Source organism: Pseudomonas sp. TMW 2.1634 (assembly GCF_001703595.1).
Taxonomy (GTDB): Bacteria; Pseudomonadota; Gammaproteobacteria; order Pseudomonadales; family Pseudomonadaceae; genus Aquipseudomonas; species Aquipseudomonas fragi.
The window spans coordinates 289,763-311,455 of record NZ_CP016849.1; the positions used below are offsets into that span (position 1 = coordinate 289,763).

The window sequence follows — 21,693 nt, forward strand, 5'->3', positions numbered from 1 at the left end:
TAAGCATGTAGGACGATTTTTTTCTTCTTGTAGGAAATTTATCTGCGATTTGACCGATGCGACGTGAAGGTCGAAGGCTACAGGGGCCTAGCTCAATGCGACAGACGGTGTAAAGTTATCTTTGGTCGTGTTAATTTAATGTCTAATTTTTTTGTACGTGGGTAAAACGCCATTCAGAACATAGAGTTGGCGCCACGTTTTAAAGGGCTTTAGGCTCTTCTTCATAGAATCATTTTTTAGGGGCAAGGGATTACATGGAAATCGGTCTGCGCGAATGGCTGATAGTCATCGGCATAGTGGTAATCGCCGGTATTCTTTTTGATGGCTGGCGCCGCATGCGCGGTGGCAAAGGCAAGCTCAAGTTCCGGCTTGATCGCAGTTTTTCCAACGCCCCGGACGACGAGCACAGCCCTGAATTGCTCGGCCCGGCACGGGTTCTGGATACGCCTACCCATAAAGAGCCGCAGCTGGATGAGCACGATTTGCCATCGGTCAGCATGCCTGCGCGGGACAAAGGCGCCAAGCGCGGCAAGCGTGGCGGTGAGCCGAGCCAGGGTGACCTGAACCTTGATCTGGAACTGGATGAAGGCCCGGGCATCAGTGCCCGTGATGATGATCATGTCGCGCCGGTCAAACCTGCACGCGGTCGTGCCAAACCGAGTGTGGCGGAAGTTGAAGTCAAGGAGCCTGCTGCTGCGCAGCCAGCGGCCGAAGAAGTGCTGGTGATCAGCGTGATCAGCCGTGACCCGGCGGGTTTCAAAGGCCCTGCACTGTTGCAGAACATTCTGGAAAGCGGTTTGCGTTTTGGCGAAATGGATATTTTCCATCGCCATGAAAGCATGGCCGGTAATGGCGAAGTGCTGTTTTCGATGGCTAACGCAGTCAAGCCGGGTGTTTTCGATCTGGATGATATCGACCTGTTCAGCACGCCGGCTGTCAGCTTTTTCCTTGGTTTGCCGGGGCCGCGTCATCCCAAGCAGGCTTTTGATGTGATGGTTGCCGCTGCACGCAAGTTGTCCCAGGAGCTCAATGGCGAGCTCAAGGACGACCAGCGCAGTGTTCTGACGGCCCAGACCATCGAGCATTACCGCCAGCGCATCGTTGAATTCGAGCGCCGTGCCCTGACTCAAAAACGCTGAACATGTGGGGGCCGGCTTGCCTGCTCCCCCCGCATGCACCATGAATACGACAAGGAGCAGCCTCGGCTGCTCTTTTGCTTTGTGAGAGAACACCCCATGACCGCCGCCAATACCCGCATTCTAGAGCTGCGCGCTGAACTGGATCAGCATAACTACCGTTACCATGTGCTCGACGAGCCGAGCATCCCGGACGCCGAGTACGACCGTCTGTTCCGTGAGTTGAAGGCGCTGGAAGCCGAGCATCCCGAGCTGGTTACTGCCGACTCGCCAACCCAGCGGGTAGGCAGCGCAGCGTTGTCCGCCTTTACTCAGGTGCGTCACGAAGTGCCCATGCTGAGCCTGGGCAATGCGTTTGATGAAACCGATATGCGTGAATTTGATCGCCGGGTCAGTGAAGGGTTGGATCTGCCCGCAGGCGACCTGTTTGGTGGGGGCGCTGAAGTTGAATACAGCTGCGAACCCAAGCTGGACGGGCTGGCGGTGAGTTTGCTGTACCGCGATGGCAACTTGGTGCGCGGTGCCACCCGGGGTGATGGCACCACCGGTGAAGACATCAGTGTCAATGTGCGCACCGTGCGCAATATCCCGCTCAAGCTGCATGGCAGTGGCTGGCCCGCAGTGCTGGAAGTGCGCGGCGAAGTGTTTATGTCCAAGGCCGGTTTTGACCGGCTCAATGAAACCCAGCTCGCCGCTGGCGGCAAGACCTTCGCCAACCCGCGTAACGCGGCGGCGGGCAGCTTGCGTCAGCTGGATTCGAAGATCACTGCCAGCCGCCCGCTGGAATTCTGCTGCTACGGCCTGGGGCAGGTCTCTGAAGAATTCTCTGATACCCATATCGGCAATCTCAAGCAGTTGCAGCAATGGGGCATGCCTATCAGCCACGAACTGAAGCTGGCTCATGGTATTGCCGAGTGCCTGGATTACTACCGCGACATTGGCGAGCGCCGGGCTTCGCTGCCCTATGAAATCGATGGCGTGGTGTTCAAGGTCAACAACCTGGCGTCGCAGCGCGAGTTGGGCTTTCGGGCGCGGGAGCCGCGCTGGGCCATCGCCCACAAGTTTCCGGCGATGGAAGAGCTGACCGAGCTGCTGGATGTGGAGTTTCAGGTCGGGCGCACCGGTGCGGTAACCCCGGTGGCGCGTCTCAAGCCGGTCAAGGTGGCGGGTGTCACCGTGTCCAACGCCACCCTGCACAACATGGATGAAGTGGCGCGGCTGGGGCTGATGATTGGCGACACCGTGATTATTCGCCGTGCTGGCGATGTCATCCCGCAGGTCGTTCAGGTGGTGCTCGAGCGCCGCCCTGAAAATGCCCGCCCGGTGCAGATTCCTGAACACTGCCCGGTGTGCGGCTCCCATGTCGAACGCACGCAGTTGATCAAGCGCAGCAAGGGTCGCGAAACCGTCAGCGAAGGCGCGGTGTATCGCTGTGTCGGCCGGTTGGCGTGTGGTGCCCAGCTTAAACAGGCGATCATTCATTTTGTCTCGCGCCGGGCAATGGATATTGAAGGCCTGGGCGAAAAGAGCGTCGAACAATTGGTCGACGAGGGGCTGGTGAGTTCGCCGGCAGACCTCTATACCCTGCAGTTCGAGCAGATCGTCGATCTCGAAGGCTTCGCCGAGTTGTCGAGCAAAAACCTGCTGCAGGCCATTGCCGACAGCAAGCGTCCGACCCTGGCGCGTTTTATTTATGCATTGGGCATTCCTGATGTAGGAGAAGAGACTGCCAAAGTGCTGGCGCGTTCTCTGGCCTCTCTGGAGCGTGTACAGAAGGCCTTGCCGCAAGTGCTGACCTACCTGCCGGATGTGGGGCTGGAAGTGGCGCACGAGATTCACAGCTTCTTCAGTGATGGCCACAACCAGCAGGTGATTGCCCAGTTGCTGGAGCGCGGCCTGGAGCTGCAGGATCAGGGCGAACTGGGCGCCGAGTTTGCCGCCAGTGCCACACTGGGCGGGTTGATCGACAAGCTGCATATCCCCTCGGTCGGGCCGGGCGGGGCACAGAAGCTGGCTGAGAAATTCGGCTCGCTGGAAGGGGTGATCAGTGCCGACTGGCTCGACATGCGCCAGGCCCTGCCGGAAAAACAGGCCAAGGCGGTTCGCGAGTTTTTCGATAATCCTGAAAATGCGCGCATGGCGCTGGAAATCGAAGCGCAGCTGCGTGATTTCGGCATGCACTGGCACAGCGAGAAAAAGGCTGTAGAAGGCTTGCCGCTGGCCGGGCAGACTTGGGTGCTGACCGGTTCGCTGGAATTGATGAGCCGCGACGTTGCCAAGGACAAGCTGGAAAGCCTGGGGGCCAAGGTCTCGGGTTCGGTGTCCGGCAAGACCCACTGCGTGGTGGCGGGGCCGGGGGCGGGCTCCAAGCTGGTCAAGGCCAACGAGCTGGGGCTCAAGGTGCTGGATGAAGAAGCCTTTGTCGCGTTTTTGGCCGGGCAGGGCATTTCGATCCAGTAATGGTTGTGGGAGCGGGCTTGCTCGCGATGCAGGCGTCACGGTGTCTCAGTTGAACCGCGCAGAAGCCATCGCGAGCAAGCCCGCTCCCACAAACGAGCGGTGCCGGGTTGCGAGGCGGTGTTTCAACCCGAATCCAAGTACTTGAGCCCATTCATTTTTTTATTCTTGCCACAGCGGTTGTAAGTTTTTCTCAGACAGGTACAATGGCGCCGTTCGCTGCTAGGCGGATGTTGTTATGGTGACCCTATCGGTCCCCCCGCAACGATTACCCGTGAACCTGGTCAGATCCGGAAGGAAGCAGCCACAGCGGGAACATTGTGTGCCGGGGTGTGGCTGGTGGGGTTGCCTCCATTTTAAAACCCGCAATTGTGCCGGGTTTAATCAAAATCCAACTCTCTTCTCAAAAAAGCCCTTGTCGACGTTCAAAAGAACGGGCGATGTGTTCTTGTGCGCGGGTAAAACCCTGTCTGCACTGGCTGCAAGCAGTTAAACGTGCGCATCGGATGCAATTTCGGCCTTGCTCCGCTAGCATTAGCCCCCTCCGCTTTTCAGACGCGACGGTTATCAATGAGTTATCAGGTTCTTGCACGTAAATGGCGTCCGCGCTCGTTCCGCGAAATGGTCGGCCAGACCCATGTGCTCAAGGCTCTGATCAATGCCCTGGACAGTCAGCGCCTGCACCACGCCTACCTTTTCACCGGTACCCGTGGCGTGGGCAAGACCACCATTGCGCGGATCATCGCCAAATGCCTGAACTGTGAGACAGGTATCACCTCGACGCCGTGCGGTGAGTGCTCGGTGTGCCGTGAAATCGACGAGGGCCGCTTTGTCGACCTGATCGAGATCGACGCCGCCAGCCGCACCAAGGTCGAGGACACCCGTGAGCTGCTCGACAACGTGCAGTACGCACCGAGTCGCGGGCGCTTCAAGGTCTATCTGATCGACGAAGTGCACATGCTCTCCAGCCATTCGTTCAATGCGCTGCTCAAGACCCTTGAAGAACCGCCGCCCTACGTCAAGTTCATCCTCGCGACCACCGATCCGCAGAAATTGCCGGCCACGATCCTGTCGCGCTGCCTGCAGTTCTCGCTGAAAAACATGACGCCGGAGCGCGTGGTCGAGCATTTGAGCCATGTGCTCAGTGTCGAGAACGTGCCGTTCGAAGACGACGCGCTGTGGCTGCTAGGCCGCGCTGCCGACGGTTCTATGCGCGATGCCATGAGCCTCACCGACCAGGCGATTGCCTTCGGCGAAGGCAAGGTACTGGCAGGTGATGTGCGGGCGATGCTTGGCACGCTGGATCACGGTCAGGTATTCGATCTGCTGCACGCCTTGATCGAAGGCGATGCCAAGGCCATGCTTGAGGCTGTGCGCCATCTGTCCGAGCAGGGCCCGGACTGGAACGGCGTGCTGTCCGAGATTCTCAACGTCTTGCATCGCGTGGCCATTGCTCAGGCGCTGCCGGACGGTGTCGACAACGGTCATGGCGACCGCGACCGCGTGTTGGCCCTGGCTCAGGCGCTGCCTGCCGAAGACGTGCAGTTTTATTACCAGATGGGCCTGATTGGCCGGCGCGATTTGCCGCTGGCGCCAGACCCGCGTGGTGGCTTTGAGATGGTCCTGCTGCGAATGCTGGCGTTCCGCCCGGCAGATACCGGCAACGTGCCGAGTCAGCCGCTAAAGCCAGTGGGGATCAGCCAGGCCACAGTTGATTCCGCCCAAGCCGTGGCGGGTACGACCCCTGTTGCGCCAGCCGTTGCCGCGCCGGCAGCGGTTGTTGCGCAACCCGTTGTACCAGTGGTCGAGGTGGTTGCCGAACCTGTGCAGGCCCCAAAGGCCCCGCCAGTGCCGGAAAAGGACTTGCCCTGGAACGCGCCATCCACCCCTGTGGTCGACATCGAGGCAGCGCCCGAGTCGGTGCTGGATACCGCTGGCGAGCCGCCTGAGTTGCCGCCGATGCCGCTGCCGACGCCAGACAGTGTGGTGCCGGATGCGCCAGAGTGGATCGCAGCAGCGATTCCCGAGCCGACCGCCGAACAGGTGGATGCAGCAGTGTCGGGTATGGATCGCGACGACGAGCCGCCGCTGGACGAAGACTATATCGAGCCGGACATGGATTCGGCTGCCTACAGCTACCTGGATGAGCTGGCCAGTGAGCACGCCGCCGAACCTGCTCCTGAGCCCGAGCCTTTGCCTGCGGCCATGCCGGCAACCGGTCTGGCCCTTGAATGGCTGGAGATGTTCCCCAAATTACCGGTGTCGGGCATGACTGCCAGCATTGGTGCCAACTGCACCCTGATTGCCGTTGACGGTGATGACTGGTTGTTGCATCTGGATCCGGCTCACAGTGCGTTGTTCAACCTGACCCAGCAGCGCCGGCTCAACGATGCACTGAACCAGTTCACTCAGCGTACACTCAAAGTCACCATTGAACTGGTCAAGCCGGAACAGGAAACCCCGGCCCAGGCTGCCGCGCGTTTTCGTGCTGAGCGTCAGCGCCTGGCTGAAGAGTCGATTTATGCCGATCCGCTGGTGCAGCAGATGGTTGAGCAGTTCGGTGCGGTCGTGCGCGAAGATACGATTCAACCTGTAGAGGTTGCGCAGGCTCAAGCGTCGTAACGCCAGAGCATAAACTTACAGCCCGCAGTCGTTTTGATTGCGGGAGCATTGTCCAAATAACGTTTGAGGTGATTCCCATGATGAAAGGTGGCATGGCCGGCCTGATGAAGCAGGCGCAGCAGATGCAGGAAAAAATGGCCAAGATGCAGGAAGAACTGGCCAATGCTGAAGTCACCGGCAAGGCGGGTGGCGATATGGTCACTGTGGTCATGACCGGCCGTCATGACGTCAAGCGGGTGAGCATTGACCCGACGTTGCTGGAAGGCGTGAGCGAAGACGACCGCGAAGTGCTGGAAGACCTGTTCGCTGCAGCGGTGAACGATGCCGTGCGCAAGATTGAAGCCAACAGCCAGGACAAAATGTCTGGCGTGACCGCCGGCATGCAACTGCCGCCGGGCATGAAGCTGCCGTTCTAAGGCGCGCTGAAATGCCAGGCCATGAGCCTGGCATTTTTTTGCCTGTATGACGGGTATTTGACGCTGGCCCACACCGCGGGTATAAACCGCGTCTCGTTGTTTTGTCGGACCTTCCCTATGAGCTTTAGCCCCCTGATTCGCCAACTGATCGATGCCTTGCGTACCCTGCCGGGCGTCGGTCAAAAGACCGCGCAGCGCATGGCTCTGCAATTGCTGGAGCGTGATCGCAGTGGCGGCTCGCGTCTGGCGCTGGCCCTGACCCAGGCAATGGAAGGCGTGGGGCACTGCCGTCTGTGCAGGACCCTTACCGAGGACGATTTGTGCCCGCAGTGTGCCGACGTGCGCCGTGACGATACCTTGCTGTGCGTGGTCGAGGGGCCGATGGATGTGTATGCCGTCGAGCAGACCGGTTATCGCGGACGTTACTTCGTGCTCAAGGGCCACTTGTCGCCGCTGGATGGCCTGGGGCCGGAGGCGATTGGCATTCCGCAATTGATGGCGCGTATTGCCGAGCAGGGCACGTTTGCGGAAGTGATCCTGGCGACCAACCCTACGGTCGAGGGTGAAGCCACTGCGCATTACATCGCCCAGTTGCTGAGCAATAAAGGCCTGATTGCGTCGCGTATTGCCCATGGCGTGCCATTGGGTGGAGAGCTGGAGCTGGTGGACGGTGGCACGCTGGCCCATTCGTTCTCGGGGCGTCGTCCGATCACGCTCTGACTGCGATTGCCGGGAGGGGCTCCTGTGGGAGCAGGCTTGCCTGCGATGCAGACGGCGCGGACTGGCAGGTACACCGCAGCGATGCCATCGCGAGCAAGCCCGCTCCCACAGGGGGGGGCTGGCAAGCCGCGAATTCAGTTGGTCATGCATTACCTGTGGGAGCTGGCTTGCCTGCGATGCAGGCGGAGCGGACTGGCAGGTACACCGCAGCGATGCCATCGCGAGCAAGCCCGCTCCCACAGGGGGGGGGCTGGCAAGCCGCGAATTCAGTTGGTCATGCATTACCTGTGGGAGCTGGCTTGCCTGCGATGCAGACGGCGCGGACTGGCAAGTACACCGCAGCGATGCCATCGCGAGCAAGCCCGCTCCCACAGGGGGGGGGCTGGCAAGCCACGAATTCAGTTTGTCATGCATTACCTGTGGGAGCTGGCTTGCCTGCGATGCAGACGGCGCGGACTGGCAGGTACACCGCAGCGATGCCATCGCGAGCAAGCCCGCTCCCACAGGGGGGGGCTGGCAAGCCGCGAATTCAGTTGGTCATGCATTACCTGCGGGAGCTGGCTTGCCTGCGATGCAGGCGGCGCGGACTGGCAGGTGCACCGCAGCGATGCCATCGCGAGCAAGCCCGCTCCCACAGGGGCGGGCTGGCAAGCCGCGAATTCAGTTGGTCATGCATTACCTGTGGGAGCAGGCTTGCCTGCGATGCAGACGGCGCGGACTGGCAAGTACACCGCAGCGATGCCATCGCGAGCAAGCCCGCTCGCACAAGGGATTCTGGCAAGCCGCGAATTCTGCTGGTCATGCATTACCTGTGGGAGCTGGCTTGCCTGCGATGCAGACGGCGCGGACTGGCAGGTACACCGCAGCGATGCCATCGCGAGCAAGCCCGCTCCCACAGGTGGGGGCCTGGCACGCCGCGAATTCAGTTGGTCATGCATTACCTGTGGGAGCTGGCTTGCCTGCGATGCAGGCGGCGCGGACTGGCAGGTACACCGCAGCGATGCCATCGCGAGCAAGCCCGCTCCCACAGGTGGGGGGCTGGCAAGCCGCGAATTCAGTTGGTAATGCATTACCTGTGGGAGCAGGCTTGCCTGCGATGCAGGCGGCGCGGACTGGCAGGTGCACCGCAGCGATGCCATCGCGAGCAAGCCCGCTCCCACAAAGGTTCCTGGCAAGCCACGAATTCAGTTGGTCATGCATTACCTGTGGGAGCTGGCTTGCCTGCGATGCAGACGGCGCGGACTGGCAGGTACACCGTAGCGATGCCATCGCGAGCAGGCCCGCTCCCACAGGGGGGGGCTTTCGGTTTATTCGGTTAACGAAAATTCCGTTAGGCAAAAAGTCGGCACGCCCAAATCCTGCAGGCGCTGCGAACCGCCCAGCTCGGGCAGGTCGATGATGGCTGCTGCTTCAAACACCTGCGCACCCATGCGTCGCACCAGGTTGGCTGCCGCAATCAGCGTGCCGCCTGTAGCAATCAAGTCATCGACGATCAGCAACGAGTCACCTTCACACAGGCTGTCGGCGTGAACTTCCAGAAACGCTTCGCCATATTCCGTCTGATAGCCTTCGGCCAATACGTCAGCGGGCAATTTGCCTTGTTTGCGAAACAGGATCAGCGGTTTGTTGAGCTGGTGGGCCAGTACCGAACCGATCAGGAAGCCCCGGGCGTCCATTGCGCCGATATGGCTGAAATCAGCCTCGACGTAGCGCTCGATAAAACGGTCGGCAATCACGCGCATGGCACGCGGCGACTGGTACAGCGGAGTGATATCACGAAAGATGACGCCCGGCTTGGGGAAATCAACAACCGGGCGGATCAGGGTTTTGAGGCAAAAATCGTCGGAGACCATATCGGGCTGTCCTGGGGAGCGTTAAGCGCGCCAGTATAACCCGTCAAGCCGTCTCAGACCTCCAGCGAACCACCGGCCAGGGCGCACAGCTTGATCGGGTCAAGAATATGCACTTCTTTGCCTTCGGCGGTAATCAGCTGGTTTTCCTGCAAGCGGGTGAATACGCGGGACACGGTTTCTACGGCCAGGCCCAGGTAGTTGCCGATTTCGTTGCGCGACATGCTCAGGCGGAACTGATTGGCCGAGAAGCCGCGAGCACGGAAACGTGCTGACAGGTTGACCAGAAAGGTGGCGATACGCTCGTCAGCGGTTTTTTTCGACAGCAGCAGCATCATTTGCTGATCGTCGCGGATTTCGCGGCTCATGACCCGCATCAGCTGGCGACGCAGCTGTGGCAGTTGTACCGAGAGTTCATCGAGACGCTCAAAAGGAATTTCGCACACCGGCGTGGTTTCCAGGGCCTGGGCCGATACCGGGTAGGTTTCAGTGTCCATGCCGGAGAGGCCGACCAGTTCGCTGGGCAGGTGGAAGCCGGTAATTTGCTCCTCACCGTTGTCGCTCAGGCTGAAGGTTTTCAGTGCGCCAGAACGTACGGCGTAAACCGAGCCAAAGGTGTCGCCCTGGCGGAACAGGAATTCGCCTTTTTTCAGTGGGCGGCCGCGCTTGACGATTTCTTCCAGCGCATCCATGTCTTCCAGGTTCAACGAAAGTGGCAAGCAGAGAGGGGCCAGACTGCAATCCTTGCACTGGGCCTGATTATGAGCTCGCACTTTTACTGGCTCGGACATTTCTTAAATCCTTGTAGGAAAACACACATAAGATGCAAGGGTACCCCAGCGTGGGGGGGGTAGGCCAGCCGCACCACGCCAGTGCACTCATCTCATGCTGTAGAGGCCGTGTTCGAGGCCTTAAATCACCCGCGAATAGCGCTGGCGGGTTTGTTGCTCAAGGTAGGCGTCGAACACCATGCACACCGAGCGCACCAGCAGCCGCCCGGCAGGCAGTACGGTCAAATGTTCGTCGTCCAGGGCGATCAGCCCGTCATTGGCCATGGTCTTGAGCGTCGGCCATTGCGGCGCAAAATAACCGCGAAAGTCGATGTTGAACATCTGCTCTACATGGGCAAAGGGCAACTGCAGATTGCAGATGATCTGCTGGATGACTTCGCGGCGGATACGATCGTCCTGATTGCACAGCAGGCCGCGGCTGGTGGCGAGCTGGTCGCTGGCCAGGGTGCGCTGGTAGCTCGCCAGGTCACTGTCGTTCTGGCAATACAGGTCGCCGATCTGGCTGATGGCCGAAACGCCCAGCCCGATCAGGTCGCAATGGCCGTGGGTGGTGTAGCCCTGGAAGTTGCGTTGCAGGGTTGATTCTTCCTGGGCGATGGCCAGTTCGTCGTCGGGCAGGGCGAAGTGGTCCATGCCGATATAGCGATAGCCGGCGCCGGTCAGTTGCTCGATGGTGCGCTCCAGCATCTGCAGTTTGGCGGCAGGTGAGGGCAGGTCGCTGGTGTTGATGCGGCGCTGCGGCATAAAGCGTTCAGGCAAGTGCGCGTAGTTGAACACCGACAGGCGATCGGGCTGCAGGCTGATCACTTCCTCGACGGTGCGGGCAAAGGCTTCGGGCGTCTGCTTGGGCAGGCCGTAGATCAGGTCGATGTTGATCGAGCGAAATTGCAGGGTGCGCGCGGCATCGATCACGGCGCGGGTCTCTTCCAGGCTTTGCAGGCGATTGACCGCCCGCTGCACCTCTGGATCGAGGTCTTGCAGGCCGATGCTGACACGGTTGAAGCCCAGTTCGCGCAACAGGCCCATGGTCGACCAGTCGGCTTCCCGTGGGTCTATTTCGATACCGTAGTCACCGGAATCGTCGTCCAGCAAATTGAATTGCTGGCGCAGCTTGGCCATCAGTTGACGCAATTCGTCGTGGCTGAGAAACGTCGGGGTACCGCCGCCAAAGTGCAATTGTTCGACCTTCTGTTTGGGGTCGAGGTGGCAGGCGATCATCTGGATTTCCTGCTCGAGCTTTTGCAGGTAGGGCTGGGCCCGGCCACGGTCCTTGGTGATGACCTTGTTGCAGGCGCAGTAATAGCAAATGTTCGCGCAGAACGGCACATGCACATACAGCGACAGCGGGCGCAGCGCCTTGCGGCTCTCGCGCAGGGCGTGGAGCAAGTCGAACGGGCTGACCTGGCTGTTGAACTGCATGGCGGTGGGATACGACGTGTAGCGCGGTCCGGCCAGGTCGTAGCGGCGGATCAATTCTGGGTCCCAACGAATGGCGTCGAGCATGCGGGCATTCCCCTGGGATGGCTGGCAATGCTCAGGAGTCTAGGGGGTGGGGCGTTGTAGCATCTTGATTTGCATCAACGGCTGTGATTGGCAAGGTTTCTGTGGGAGCGGGCTTGCTCGCGATACCAGCGACGCGGACTGCCAGGAAAATCGCAGTGATGCCATCGCGAGCAAGCCCGCTCCCACAGGGGCTGTCTAGTGCCCCATCAGCCAGTGCTGGTGCGGGCCGGGCAGGGTCCAGATACCGAACAGGATCACCAGCAGGCCGCCAGCCATGCGCACACTGCGTTTGCGCAGCAGCGCAGTGACCCGTTCGGCGGCCAGGCCGGTGGCCAGCAACACGGGCCAGGTACCTAAACCAAATGCCAGCATCAGCAAGGCACTGTCGATTGCGCTGCCCTGGCTGGCCGACCAGATCAGTGTGCTGTACACCAATCCGCAGGGCAGCCAGCCCCACAGTGCGCCCAGCAGCAGGGCGCGGGGCAGGCTGGATACCGGCAGCAAGCGGGTGGCCACGGGCTGGATATGCCGCCACAGGCCGCGGCCCAGGCTTTCGATGCGGGTCAGGCCACTCCACCAGCCAGCCAGGTACAGGCCCATGCAAATCAGCAACAGGCCGGCGAGGATGCGCATAAACATGGCCGCTGGACTGTTGGCCACCGCCCAGCCTGCCAGCCCCAGCAGTAATCCCGCCGTGGCATAGCTGAGAATTCGACCCAGGTTGTAGGCCAACAGTAGCCTGAAGCGTCGGCTGCGTTGTTCCTTGGGGATGGCCAGGGTCAGCGCGCCCATCAGGCCGCCGCACATGCCCAGGCAGTGGCCGCCGCCGAGCAGGCCCAGAATCACGGCCGAGACCAGCAGGGGCGCCAGTTCAAGCATGGGGTGGCGACTTGCTGTCGGTGTCGGTGGTCGATTCCGGGTGCAGGTTTTTGGCTTCTTCGACGGCAGCGGTGTGCTGCGGGTCCTGATCGTCGAACAGGATGCTGTGGGCCGGGCTGTCCAGGTCGTCGTACTGGCCGCTGTCGACCGCCCAGAAGAAGATGAAAATGCAGATGGCGACAATCAGCAATGCCGCCGGAATCATAATGTAAAGCGCTGGCATAAGGGCTCCAGGCGACCGGTTCAGGCCGGTAGCGGGCGGTTGTGTGGCATGGCGCGAGTATGCGCCACCGCGGGCATGCGCGTCAGGCGCAAGGCGTTGAGCACCACGGTCAATGAGCTGAGCGACATGCCGATGGCGGCCCAGATCGGGGTAATCCAGCCCAGCGCGGCAAATGGCAGCATCAGGCCATTGTAGAGGCCGGCCCACAGCAGATTCTCGATGATCACCCGCCGGGTCCGTCGCGCCAGGCTGAAGGCCTGCACCAGCGCGTCGAGGCGGTTGGACAGCAGTACCGCATCGGCACTGGTTTTTGCCAGGTCCGTGGCCGAGCCCATCGCCACGCTGATATCGGCAGCGGCCAGCACCGGCACATCGTTGACGCCGTCCCCCAGCATCAGCACCTTGCGCCCCTGGGCGTGCAACTGCTGCAAGACCTGCAGCTTGTCATCCGGGCGCAAGCCGCCCTGCGCTTGATCAATTCCCAGTTCGGCGGCCACGCTGGCGACCATCGGCGAACTGTCCCCCGAGAGCAGCAATGTGTGCCAGCCGCGGGCCTTGCACGCCGCCAGCAATGCCGGGGCGTCGTCGCGCAGGCGGTCGTCCAGGACAAACCAGGCCAGTACGCCCTCGCTGTCGCCCAGCAGCAGCCATTGGCCGGGCTCATCCGGCATGTCTGGGGCCTGGCACTGGCTCAGCGCGCAGACAAAACCCGGCTGGCCAATGCGCAAGCGCTGTTCGCCGACCCGCCCTTCAAGGCCCAGCCCCGGGGTGCTGTGCACTTCATCGGCCGCTTGCGGGGCACGGCCAAAGGCGCGGGCGATGGGGTGCTCGGAGCGGTTTTCGAGGGCGGCGGCCAGGGCCAGGCACTGGTCGCTGTCCAGGTCGCGCAAGGGGCGGATGGCGCGCAGGGCCAGACGGCCTTCGGTCAGGGTGCCGGTCTTGTCGAAAATCACTGTATCAATCTGGTTCAGGCCTTCGATCACATGGCCGCGAGTCATCAGCAAGCCCAGCTTGTGCAGGGTGCCGGTGGCGGCGGTGAGGGCAGTCGGCGTCGCCAGCGACAATGCGCACGGGCAGGTGGCTACCAGCATCGCCAGGACAATCCAGAAGGCCCGTGATGGATCCAGTTGCCACCACAGCAGGCCGATCCCGGCAGCGGCGATCAACGAAAACAGCAGGAACCATTGCGCCGCCTTGTCGGCAATTTCTGCCAGGCGTGGTTTTTCGCTTTGCGCGCGATCGAGCAGGCGCACGATGGCGGACAGGCGCGTGTCCTGGCCCAGGGCCATGACTTCCACGGTCAGCGCGCCTTCCACATTCAGGGTGCCCGCAGTGACAGCATCGCCAATCCGGCGCGGCTGCGGCAGGTACTCGCCGGTCAGCAGGGACTCGTCGATGCTGGACTGGCCATCGAGGATCTTGCCGTCGGCCGGCAGGATTGCCCCGGGGTGTACCAGTACGCGGTCGCCGACCTTCAATTCGGTCAGCAGGATACGCTCGCTCTGGCCATCAGCGCTCAGGCGCAGGCACGAGGCGGGTAGCAGGTTGACCAGTTGCGCAGTGGCGGCGGCAGTGCGCTCCCGGGCGCGGCGCTCCAGATAGCGCCCGGCCAGCAAGAACAAGGCAAACATGCCCACAGCATCGAAATACAGTTCGCCAACACCGGTGATGGCCGTCCAGATTCCGGCGATATAGGCCCCGCCGATGGCCAGGGACACCGACACATCCATCGTCAGGTGACGGGTGCGCAGGTCGCGCATGGCGCCTTTGAAAAACGGTGCGCAACTGTAAAACACGATAGGCGTTGTCAGAAACAACGCCACCCAGCGCAGGATGGTATGCATCTCGGGGCTGAGGTCGATATTGAATTCGGGCCAGGTGGCCATAGTGGCCATCATGGCCTGGAACCACAGCAGCCCGGCGACGCCTAGCTGGCGCAAGGCCAGGCGGTTTTCGCTGGCCAGTTGTTCGGTGGCGCGGTCGGCCTGGTAGGGGTGCGCGGCATAGCCGATATGGCGCAGTTCGCTGAGCACTTCACTCAATGGCAACTGGCTGTCATCCCAGCGCACATGCAGGCGGTGGTTGGACAGGTTGAGCCGGGCTTCGCTGACCGCAGGTAGATGGCGCAGGTGCTTTTCGATCAGCCAGCCACAGGCTGCGCAGCTGATGCCTTCGATCAGCAGGGTGGTTTCGGCTTGCTCGCCCTCATGTCGGACAAAGGGCTTTTGCACGTCGGGGCGGTCATACAGCGCCAACTCTTCGACCAGTTGCACAGGCAACGCTTCGGGGTTAGCAGAGGCTTCACTGCGGTGCTGGTAGTAGCTTTCCAGGCCGCCGGCGACGATGGCTTCGGCCACAGCCTGGCAGCCCGGGCAGCAGAACTCGCGCACTTCGCCCAGGACAACGGCGGTAAACCGGCTGCCGGGCGGGACGGGCAGGGCGCAGTGATAGCAGGGAACGGGAGTGGTCATGGCGTTCTATCGCGATATGGTGTCGCCGGAAAATACCTCATCGCGGGCAAGCCCGCTCCCACAGGGTTCGCGCATCCCTGTGGGAGCGGGCTTGCCCGCGATGGGGTTATTTCGACGTGTGGTCTTCAGCGCCCTGAATGGGCTCGTCGCCCAACAGCAGGTCCTTGTCGTGGCCGACCAGCTCTTCTTCAAACAGGCGCCAGGTCTTGCCGTCTTCGACTCCCAGCAGCTCGACAAAACGGCGGCCTTCGATCTTGTCATCCAGTTGGCCGATATAGCGCCCCGGTTCTGATGCGCTCTGGCTTAGGCTGATCTTGCGGTCTTTTTCCGGCTGGGTCGGAGAGATCAGGTTCAGCTCCAGCACCTGTGGTTTGCTGTTGCCTTCCAGCAGCAGCACGACTTCACCGGTCATTTCGTCCAGGCGCAGCTTGGCTTTGAGTTGCAGGGTCTGGCCCAGCAGTTCGCGGTCCAGTGCACGGTTGATGCCTTTGCCTGCCTCGTAGTAATTGTCGTTGACCAGGTTGTCCGGGTTGTTCACGGCAATGGTGACCATCGACAGGGTCAGGGTTACCGAGCAAGCCAGGATGGCAATGATGATCCAGGGCCAAATGTGCTTGTACCAGGGGCTGGAAGCGTTTGCTGCGGGCATGTCGAATTCTCTTATCTGATTTGTGGGCCGATGAATCGGCTCTTGGCTTTAACGTTGACGTCGTTGTTGTCAGCGTCCTTGAGGATAAAGAACACCTCGTTGGTGCTTGACGGCAGTTTCTCGGGAGCAATCGACAGCTCGACCGGCAGGCTGACGATATCGCCGGCCGCGACCTTGATCTCGCGCTTGCCCTGCAGCTTGAGGTCCGGCAGGCCGGTGGCCTCCAGCACATACGTGTGGTCGTGCTGGTCCTTGTTCATGATCTTCAGGCTGTAGACGTTTTCGATCCGCCCTTCGGCGTTTTCGCGGTAGAGCACGCGGTCCTTGCTGACATCGAAGCCCACCAGCGTACGGGTAAAGAACGCAGCGGCCAGCAGGCCCATCATGGTCAGCAAGACCAGTGCATAACCGATCAGGCGCGGGCGCAGCTTGTGGGTTTTCTGGCCTGAGAGGTTGTGCTCGGTGGTGTAGCTGATCAGGCCGCGGGGGTAGTTCATCTTGTCCATGATGCTGTCGCAGGCATCGATGCAGGCGGCGCAGCCGATGCATTCGATTTGCAGGCCGTCGCGGATATCAATGCCGGTGGGGCATACCTGCACGCACATGGTGCAGTCGATGCAGTCGCCCAGGCCCATAGCCTTGTAGTCGGCGTCTTTTTTGCGCGGGCCACGGACTTCGCCGCGGCGCGGATCGTAGGAAACGATCAGGGTGTCCTTGTCGAACATCACGCTCTGGAAGCGCGCATACGGGCACATGTAGATGCATACTTGCTCGCGCAGCCAGCCGGCGTTGCCGTAGGTGGCGAGGGTGAAGAAACCGACCCAGAAATACGCCCAGCCATCGGCCTGGCCGGTGAAAAAGTCGATCACCAGTTCGCGGATGGGCGAAAAGTAGCCGACAAAGGTCATGCCGGTGACAAAGCCGATCAACAACCAGAGCGTGTGTTTGCTGAACTTGCGCACAAACTTGTTGGCACTCATCGGTGCCTTGTCCAGCTTGATGCGCTGGTTGCGGTCGCCTTCAGTGACCTTTTCGCACCACATGAACACCCAGGTCCACACGCTTTGCGGGCAGGTATAGCCACACCACACGCGCCCGGCGTACACGGTAATAAAGAACAGGCCAAAGGCTGCGACGATCAGCAGCCCTGACAGCAGGATGAAATCCTGTGGCCAGAAGGTGGCACCAAAAATAAAGAATTTACGCTCGGGCAGGTTCCACCACACAGCCTGGTGACCGCCCCAGTTGAGCCACACCGTACCAAAATACAGCAGGAACAATATCGCCCCGCCGCCGATACGCAGGTTGCGGAAAAGTCCGGTAAAGGCGCGGGTGTAGATCTTTTCCCGGGCCGCGTACAGATCGGTGCTTTCAGCGGGTTTCTTGGCAGGCGGAGTGACGTTGTGTACAGGAATCTGATTGCTCATTAGTGCGTCCCACGGCAGTGGAAAATGCCTCGGTCAGTACGTGCCGACCGCGGTCAGAAGGTGTTGCGATAGCGTAATGATACCCCTGTGACTCTAGCTCAAGGGTGCGACCTTTGGTCGCGTTCCGGAAAATGGCAAGTTGGTATAGGAGTTGTAACAAGTCATGACATGGATCAATTGACTTAAGGCTGCGCGTAGGTTGCGCGAAGCCTCGATACGGGCTCCCAGGGGTTGATCACGGTGATACCTGCAAAGGTGAAATCCCGGGCGTTGCGCGTGACGAGGGTCATGTCGTGCACCAGTGCGGTGGCGGCGATCAGGGCGTCGCACTCATTGCTGCGGTCGGGGACGTGCAGGTGGGCGCAGCGACGGGCAACACTAGCGTCGACCGACAGCACGCGCCCGGCAAAGGCGGGGGTTACATGGCTGTCGAGCCAGATACGCAGCGGCAAGGCCTGCACCGGGTCGCGCCGTTCCAGACGCAGGATGCCGGTTTCGATTTCAAGCAGGGTAATGGCCGAAATATACAGCCTGTAGGCCGGAACGCTGTTGGCCCAGGCGACCACGTTCGGGTCGGCCTGGGGCTTGCGAAGCTCGGAGATGACGTTGGTATCGAGCAGGAACATTAGAAATCCACTGGGCGCGGTGTGATGACTGCGCGTTCGGGTTCGAATTCAACCGGCGTTGTGTCGGGCATCACCAGCAGGTCGACAATGCTGGTGTCCAGGCCGGTTAGCCGTTGGTACTCCTCCATGCATAGCAGTACATGGGCGGGGCGACCACGGTCAGTAATGTAAACAGGCCCTTGTTGCGATGCTTTTTTGGCACCGCTTGTGTCCTGGTTGAATTCGCGGCTGGAAATGGTGGTGATGGTCATGGGCTGATCCTCCCCAAAAACTACAATGTAGAAACGTTACTACCTTACGGGTGATTACGGCAATAGCGGCTGCAGCCCTGAAACAAAATGGCCCCGGCAACTTTCGTTGGCGGGGCCATTTTTTGCAGCGTTCAAACTACCGCGTTACTCGTCTGCCTTGGCCTCATCGCCATGGGACAGGCTGTAAACATAGGCAGCCAGCAAGTGAACCTTGTCGTTGCCTTGCAGGTCAGCCTGGGCAGGCATCTGGCCCTGACGGCCGTAACGGATGGTCTGCTGCAGTTGAGCAAAGCTCGAACCGTAGATAAACGCCCCGGGGTGAGTCAGGTTGGGCGCGCCCATCAGCGGGTTACCCTTGCCTTCAGGCCCGTGGCAAACCGCACAGTTGGTCGCGTAGATTTCCTTGCCTTTGGCAGGGTCGGCTTTCGCGCCTTCCGGCAGCTTGCGCCCGTCGAGGCTGGTCAGCACATAGGCGGCCACGTCGCTGACGCCTTGCTCGCCGATCACTTCCGACCAGCCCGGCATGACCGCATGACGGCCGGCCATGATGGTGGTCTTGATGTCGGCCGGCGTACCGCCCCAGCGCCAGTCGGCGTCGGTCAGGTTAGGAAAGCCGTAGGCGCCCTTGGCGTCGGAACCGTGGCACACCGAGCAGTTGGAGGCGAACAGGCGGCCACCCATTTTCAGTGCTTGCGGGTCCTTGGCCACTTCTTCAATGGGCATGGCTGCGAATTTGGCGAAGATCGGCCCAAACTTGGCGTCCGACTTGGCCATTTCCTTTTCCCACTCATGCACCCCGGTCCAGCCGGTCTGGCCATTGGCAAACGGCGTCTGCTCTTTGGTGTCCAGGTACTGGTAGCCCGGCAGCAGGCCTTTCCAGTTGCCCAGGCCCGGGTACAGCACGAGGTAGCCGAGGGCGAAAATCACGGTGCCCACAAACAGCATGAACCACCATTTCGGCATTGGGTTGTCGTACTCTTCGATGCCGTCGAACGCGTGGCCGACTTTCTCGTCGGTCTGCTCGCTGCGCTGGCCCTTGCGGGTGGCCAGCAACAGCCAGGTCAGGGCGAAGATGGTACCCAGAGTGAGGACTGTAACGTACAGACTCCAGAACGTAGTCATTCTTTGTTACTCCTAGAAGCTTGCTCTTGCTCGACGTGCTTGATGGCTTCGGGATCATCCTTGAACGGCAACAGGGTCGCGTCGTCAAATTCTGACTTGCGGCGCGGGCTGAATACCCACAATGCCAAACCGATAAAAGCCACCATCACGACGACAGTGCCCAGGCCACGAATCATCCCGATATCCATTCAGATCACCGTTTGCTTTTGATGATGGTGCCCAAGCCCTGGAGGTAAGCCACCAGTGCGTCCATTTCGGTTTTGCCCTTCACTGCATCCTTGGCGCCGGCGATGTCTTCGTCGGTGTAAGGGACGCCGAGCGTGCGCAAGACTTCCATTTTTTTCGCGGTGTCCTTGCCGTCCAGCTTGCGCTCAACGAGGAACGGGTACGCCGGCATGATCGACTCGGGCACGACGTTGCGCGGGTTGTACAAGTGCGCACGTTGCCAGTCATCGGAGTAACGACCGCCAACACGGGCCAGGTCCGGGCCGGTGCGCTTGGAACCCCACAGGAACGGGTGGTCCCATACGCTTTCACCGGCCACCGAGTAGTGGCCATAACGTTCGGTTTCGGCGCGGAACGGACGGATCATCTGCGAGTGGCAACCGACACAGCCGTTGGCGATGTAGATATCGCGGCCTTCAAGCTCCAGCGCGCTGCGCGGCTTCATGCCCTCGACCGGGGTGTTGGTCACGTCCTGGAAGAACAGCGGAACGATTTGCGTCAGGCCGCCAATGCTCACGGCAATGACCATGAAGAAGGCCATCAGGCCGATGTTCTTCTCGATTGTTTCGTGCTTGATCATCAGTGGGCTCCAACTACAGCGATCTTGCTCGCCGCTTCAGCTTCTACCGGGTTCGAGGCACGAACGGTACGGAACACGTTGTAGGCCATGAACAGCATGCCGCTGGCGAAAATGGCACCGCCAAGGGCGCGAACGATAAAGCCCGGGTGGCTGGCTTGCAGCGCTTCCACGAACGAGTAGGTCAGCGTGCCGTCGTCGTTGATCGCACGCCACATCAGGCCCTGGGTGATGCCGTTGACCCACATCGAAGCGATGTAAAGCACGGTACCGATAGTCGCCAGCCAGAAGTGCACGTTGATCAGGCCGGTGCTGTACATCTGCTTCTGGCCGTAGACTTTGGGGATCATGTGGTACATGGCACCGATCGAGATCATCGCCACCCAACCCAGAGCGCCGGCGTGTACGTGGCCGATGGTCCAGTCGGTGTAGTGCGACAGCGCGTTGACGGTCTTGATGGCCATCATCGGGCCTTCGAAGGTCGACATGCCGTAGAAGGCCAGGGACACCACGAGGAAACGCAGGATCGGGTCGGTGCGCAGCTTATGCCAGGCGCCCGAGAGGGTCATCATGCCGTTGATCATGCCGCCCCAGCTTGGTGCAAGCAGGATGATCGACATCGCCATGCCCAAAGACTGGGCCCAGTCCGGCAGTGCGGTGTAGTGCAGGTGGTGAGGGCCGGCCCAGATATACAGGGTGATCAGCGCCCAGAAGTGCACGATGGACAGGCGGTACGAGTAGATCGGACGCTCGGCCTGCTTGGGTACGAAGTAGTACATCATCCCCAAAAAGCCTGTAGTCAGGAAGAAACCTACGGCGTTGTGGCCATACCACCACTGGATCATGGCGTCAGTCGCACCGGCGTAAGCCGAGTAGGACTTGAAGAAGCTCACCGGCAGTGACGCGTGGTTGACGATATGCAGCATTGCCGTCACGACAATGAACGCACCGTAGAACCAGTTACCGACATAGATGTGCTTGGTTTTGCGCTTGGTAATGGTGCCGAAGAACACAATGCCGTAGGTCACCCAGACTATCGCCAGCAAAATAGCCAGTGGCCATTCCAGCTCGGCGTATTCTTTGGTTGTGGTGTAACCCAGTGGCAGGGTGATGATCGCGCCGACGATAACCGCCTGCCAACCCCAGAAGGTAAACGAGGCCAGCGAATCGGAGATCAGTCGTGTCTGGCAGGTTCGCTGCACGACGTAGTAGGAGGTGCCAAACAATGCACAGCCACCAAAGGCAAAAATCACAAGGTTGGTATGCAGGGGACGCAGACGGCCGAAGGTCGTCCACTCGAGGCCAAGGTTCAATTCAGGCCACACAAGCTGTGACGCGATGAAAACCCCGAGCCCCATGCCAAGGATCCCCCAGACCACCGTCATGATGGCGAACTGGCGGACTACCTTATAGTTATAAGCAGTCGGGCTGATTGCTGTGCTCATTCTAAGGTTCCACGGTTTAAGTATTTTATTAGGATAAAAATCGGTCGCAAGTATGTATAAAGCGTAGGGCTATTGCAACGAACCATGACCCCGGTCAATGCTTTCCAAGGCTTGTTCTGCGGCCTTTCCATGCGGGGAGTAAGGTCAAAGTGACCTCGCCAAAAACGCTGCATGCAGGGCAAAAGTGAAGGGGTCGAGGCGGGCGGGTTGAGGTGGGGGCAAGGCGCGGCAAACATCGTAATGCACGATAGCCGGTGCAAACCCACCATTGTGGCCCGTAACGCTGCCCTTCAACTTACCGGT

General features: G+C 60.5%; 19 protein-coding genes and 1 other RNA gene. 6 read left to right on the top strand and 14 right to left on the bottom strand.

The annotated features are described in order from the left end of the window. Positions 1–254: 254 nt before the first annotated feature. From zipA to recR, 6 genes are all read left to right on the top strand, one after another. Complete coding sequence (gene zipA, locus BFC21_RS01275) at positions 255–1,139, top strand: cell division protein ZipA (protein ID WP_088379453.1); 885 nt, start codon at positions 255–257, stop codon at positions 1,137–1,139. Between the two features lie 96 nt (positions 1,140–1,235). Further along, complete coding sequence (ligA, locus tag BFC21_RS01280; protein WP_088379454.1) at positions 1,236–3,596, top strand: NAD-dependent DNA ligase LigA; 2,361 nt, start codon at positions 1,236–1,238, stop codon at positions 3,594–3,596. Positions 3,597–3,841: 245 nt separating this feature from the next. After that, positions 3,842–3,938, top strand: an RNA gene (ffs, locus tag BFC21_RS01285) — signal recognition particle sRNA small type. A 225-nt stretch (positions 3,939–4,163) separates the two neighbouring features. After that, positions 4,164–6,215 (top strand): DNA polymerase III subunit gamma/tau, encoded by a 2,052-nt coding sequence (gene dnaX / locus BFC21_RS01290; RefSeq protein ID WP_088379455.1) that lies wholly within the window; start codon positions 4,164–4,166, stop codon positions 6,213–6,215. A gap of 77 nt (positions 6,216–6,292) precedes the next feature. Beyond that, entirely contained in the window at positions 6,293–6,631 is a 339-nt protein-coding gene (locus BFC21_RS01295; RefSeq protein ID WP_016780291.1) for a YbaB/EbfC family nucleoid-associated protein, read from the top strand. Between the two features lie 117 nt (positions 6,632–6,748). Beyond that, on the top strand, positions 6,749–7,351 hold the full coding sequence (gene recR / locus BFC21_RS01300; protein WP_016780292.1) for a recombination mediator RecR: 603 nt from the start codon (positions 6,749–6,751) through the stop codon (positions 7,349–7,351). Positions 7,352–8,658: 1,307 nt separating this feature from the next. On the opposite strand, the gene BFC21_RS01320 is transcribed toward recR, so the two are convergent. From BFC21_RS01320 to ccoN, 14 genes are all read right to left on the bottom strand, one after another. Then, positions 8,659–9,204 carry an adenine phosphoribosyltransferase gene (locus BFC21_RS01320; protein ID WP_016780293.1) on the bottom strand — a complete coding sequence of 182 codons (546 nt, stop codon included), beginning with the start codon at positions 9,202–9,204 and terminating at the stop codon, positions 8,659–8,661. 53 nt (positions 9,205–9,257) lie between these two features. Then, the gene (gene fnr / locus BFC21_RS01325; RefSeq protein WP_088379456.1) at positions 9,258–9,992 is read right to left on the bottom strand and encodes a fumarate/nitrate reduction transcriptional regulator Fnr; all 735 of its coding nucleotides are present in this window, start codon (positions 9,990–9,992) and stop codon (positions 9,258–9,260) included. A 120-nt stretch (positions 9,993–10,112) separates the two neighbouring features. Continuing rightward, complete coding sequence (gene hemN / locus BFC21_RS01330) at positions 10,113–11,495, bottom strand: oxygen-independent coproporphyrinogen III oxidase (RefSeq protein ID WP_120265533.1); 1,383 nt, start codon at positions 11,493–11,495, stop codon at positions 10,113–10,115. Positions 11,496–11,690: 195 nt separating this feature from the next. Further along, the gene (locus tag BFC21_RS01335; protein ID WP_016780296.1) at positions 11,691–12,374 is read right to left on the bottom strand and encodes a sulfite exporter TauE/SafE family protein; all 684 of its coding nucleotides are present in this window, start codon (positions 12,372–12,374) and stop codon (positions 11,691–11,693) included. After that, positions 12,367–12,597, bottom strand: coding sequence for a cbb3-type cytochrome oxidase assembly protein CcoS (gene ccoS / locus BFC21_RS01340; protein WP_088379458.1), 231 nt, complete (start codon positions 12,595–12,597; stop codon positions 12,367–12,369). Before ccoS ends, BFC21_RS01335 begins: the two co-directional genes overlap by 8 nt. A gap of 20 nt (positions 12,598–12,617) precedes the next feature. Beyond that, on the bottom strand, positions 12,618–15,068 hold the full coding sequence (locus BFC21_RS01345; protein ID WP_120265534.1) for a heavy metal translocating P-type ATPase: 2,451 nt from the start codon (positions 15,066–15,068) through the stop codon (positions 12,618–12,620). A gap of 106 nt (positions 15,069–15,174) precedes the next feature. After that, the gene (locus tag BFC21_RS01350) at positions 15,175–15,717 is read right to left on the bottom strand and encodes a FixH family protein (RefSeq protein ID WP_083369455.1); all 543 of its coding nucleotides are present in this window, start codon (positions 15,715–15,717) and stop codon (positions 15,175–15,177) included. An 11-nt stretch (positions 15,718–15,728) separates the two neighbouring features. Further along, entirely contained in the window at positions 15,729–17,144 is a 1,416-nt protein-coding gene (gene ccoG / locus BFC21_RS01355) for a cytochrome c oxidase accessory protein CcoG (protein ID WP_016780300.1), read from the bottom strand. Positions 17,145–17,326: 182 nt separating this feature from the next. Next, the gene (locus BFC21_RS01360) at positions 17,327–17,770 is read right to left on the bottom strand and encodes a type II toxin-antitoxin system VapC family toxin (RefSeq protein ID WP_095004104.1); all 444 of its coding nucleotides are present in this window, start codon (positions 17,768–17,770) and stop codon (positions 17,327–17,329) included. After that, complete coding sequence (locus BFC21_RS01365) at positions 17,770–18,021, bottom strand: type II toxin-antitoxin system Phd/YefM family antitoxin (protein WP_016780302.1); 252 nt, start codon at positions 18,019–18,021, stop codon at positions 17,770–17,772. Before BFC21_RS01365 ends, BFC21_RS01360 begins: the two co-directional genes overlap by 1 nt. A gap of 144 nt (positions 18,022–18,165) precedes the next feature. Beyond that, positions 18,166–19,143, bottom strand: a complete 978-nt coding sequence (gene ccoP / locus BFC21_RS01370; protein ID WP_016780303.1) for a cytochrome-c oxidase, cbb3-type subunit III — start codon at positions 19,141–19,143, stop codon at positions 18,166–18,168. Continuing rightward, complete coding sequence (locus BFC21_RS01375; protein WP_003447209.1) at positions 19,140–19,331, bottom strand: CcoQ/FixQ family Cbb3-type cytochrome c oxidase assembly chaperone; 192 nt, start codon at positions 19,329–19,331, stop codon at positions 19,140–19,142. The genes ccoP and BFC21_RS01375 overlap by 4 nt, the downstream gene beginning before the upstream one ends. A gap of 5 nt (positions 19,332–19,336) precedes the next feature. After that, complete coding sequence (gene ccoO, locus BFC21_RS01380) at positions 19,337–19,948, bottom strand: cytochrome-c oxidase, cbb3-type subunit II (protein WP_016780305.1); 612 nt, start codon at positions 19,946–19,948, stop codon at positions 19,337–19,339. Continuing rightward, on the bottom strand, positions 19,948–21,390 hold the full coding sequence (gene ccoN / locus BFC21_RS01385; protein WP_016780306.1) for a cytochrome-c oxidase, cbb3-type subunit I: 1,443 nt from the start codon (positions 21,388–21,390) through the stop codon (positions 19,948–19,950). Before ccoN ends, ccoO begins: the two co-directional genes overlap by 1 nt. Positions 21,391–21,693: the final 303 nt, after the last annotated feature.

Excerpts from the sequence above, each read along its gene's own strand:
- ccoP (WP_016780303.1), bottom strand. The coding sequence starts at position 19,143 with ATGACTACGTTCTGGAGTCTGTACGTTACAGTCCTCACTCTGGGTACC.
- BFC21_RS01320 (WP_016780293.1), bottom strand. The coding sequence starts at position 9,204 with ATGGTCTCCGACGATTTTTGCCTCAAAACCCTGATCCGCCCGGTTGTT.
- BFC21_RS01345 (WP_120265534.1), bottom strand. The coding sequence starts at position 15,068 with ATGACCACTCCCGTTCCCTGCTATCACTGCGCCCTGCCCGTCCCGCCC.
- ligA (WP_088379454.1), top strand. The coding sequence starts at position 1,236 with ATGACCGCCGCCAATACCCGCATTCTAGAGCTGCGCGCTGAACTGGAT.
- ccoS (WP_088379458.1), bottom strand. The coding sequence starts at position 12,597 with ATGCCAGCGCTTTACATTATGATTCCGGCGGCATTGCTGATTGTCGCC.
- BFC21_RS01335 (WP_016780296.1), bottom strand. The coding sequence starts at position 12,374 with ATGCTTGAACTGGCGCCCCTGCTGGTCTCGGCCGTGATTCTGGGCCTG.
- dnaX (WP_088379455.1), top strand. The coding sequence starts at position 4,164 with ATGAGTTATCAGGTTCTTGCACGTAAATGGCGTCCGCGCTCGTTCCGC.
- BFC21_RS01295 (WP_016780291.1), top strand. The coding sequence starts at position 6,293 with ATGATGAAAGGTGGCATGGCCGGCCTGATGAAGCAGGCGCAGCAGATG.
- fnr (WP_088379456.1), bottom strand. The coding sequence starts at position 9,992 with ATGTCCGAGCCAGTAAAAGTGCGAGCTCATAATCAGGCCCAGTGCAAG.
- ccoO (WP_016780305.1), bottom strand. The coding sequence starts at position 19,948 with ATGATCAAGCACGAAACAATCGAGAAGAACATCGGCCTGATGGCCTTC.
- BFC21_RS01360 (WP_095004104.1), bottom strand. The coding sequence starts at position 17,770 with ATGTTCCTGCTCGATACCAACGTCATCTCCGAGCTTCGCAAGCCCCAG.
- recR (WP_016780292.1), top strand. The coding sequence starts at position 6,749 with ATGAGCTTTAGCCCCCTGATTCGCCAACTGATCGATGCCTTGCGTACC.
- ccoN (WP_016780306.1), bottom strand. The coding sequence starts at position 21,390 with ATGAGCACAGCAATCAGCCCGACTGCTTATAACTATAAGGTAGTCCGC.
- ccoG (WP_016780300.1), bottom strand. The coding sequence starts at position 17,144 with ATGAGCAATCAGATTCCTGTACACAACGTCACTCCGCCTGCCAAGAAA.
- BFC21_RS01365 (WP_016780302.1), bottom strand. The coding sequence starts at position 18,021 with ATGACCATCACCACCATTTCCAGCCGCGAATTCAACCAGGACACAAGC.
- zipA (WP_088379453.1), top strand. The coding sequence starts at position 255 with ATGGAAATCGGTCTGCGCGAATGGCTGATAGTCATCGGCATAGTGGTA.
- hemN (WP_120265533.1), bottom strand. The coding sequence starts at position 11,495 with ATGCTCGACGCCATTCGTTGGGACCCAGAATTGATCCGCCGCTACGAC.
- BFC21_RS01375 (WP_003447209.1), bottom strand. The coding sequence starts at position 19,331 with ATGGATATCGGGATGATTCGTGGCCTGGGCACTGTCGTCGTGATGGTG.
- BFC21_RS01350 (WP_083369455.1), bottom strand. The coding sequence starts at position 15,717 with ATGCCCGCAGCAAACGCTTCCAGCCCCTGGTACAAGCACATTTGGCCC.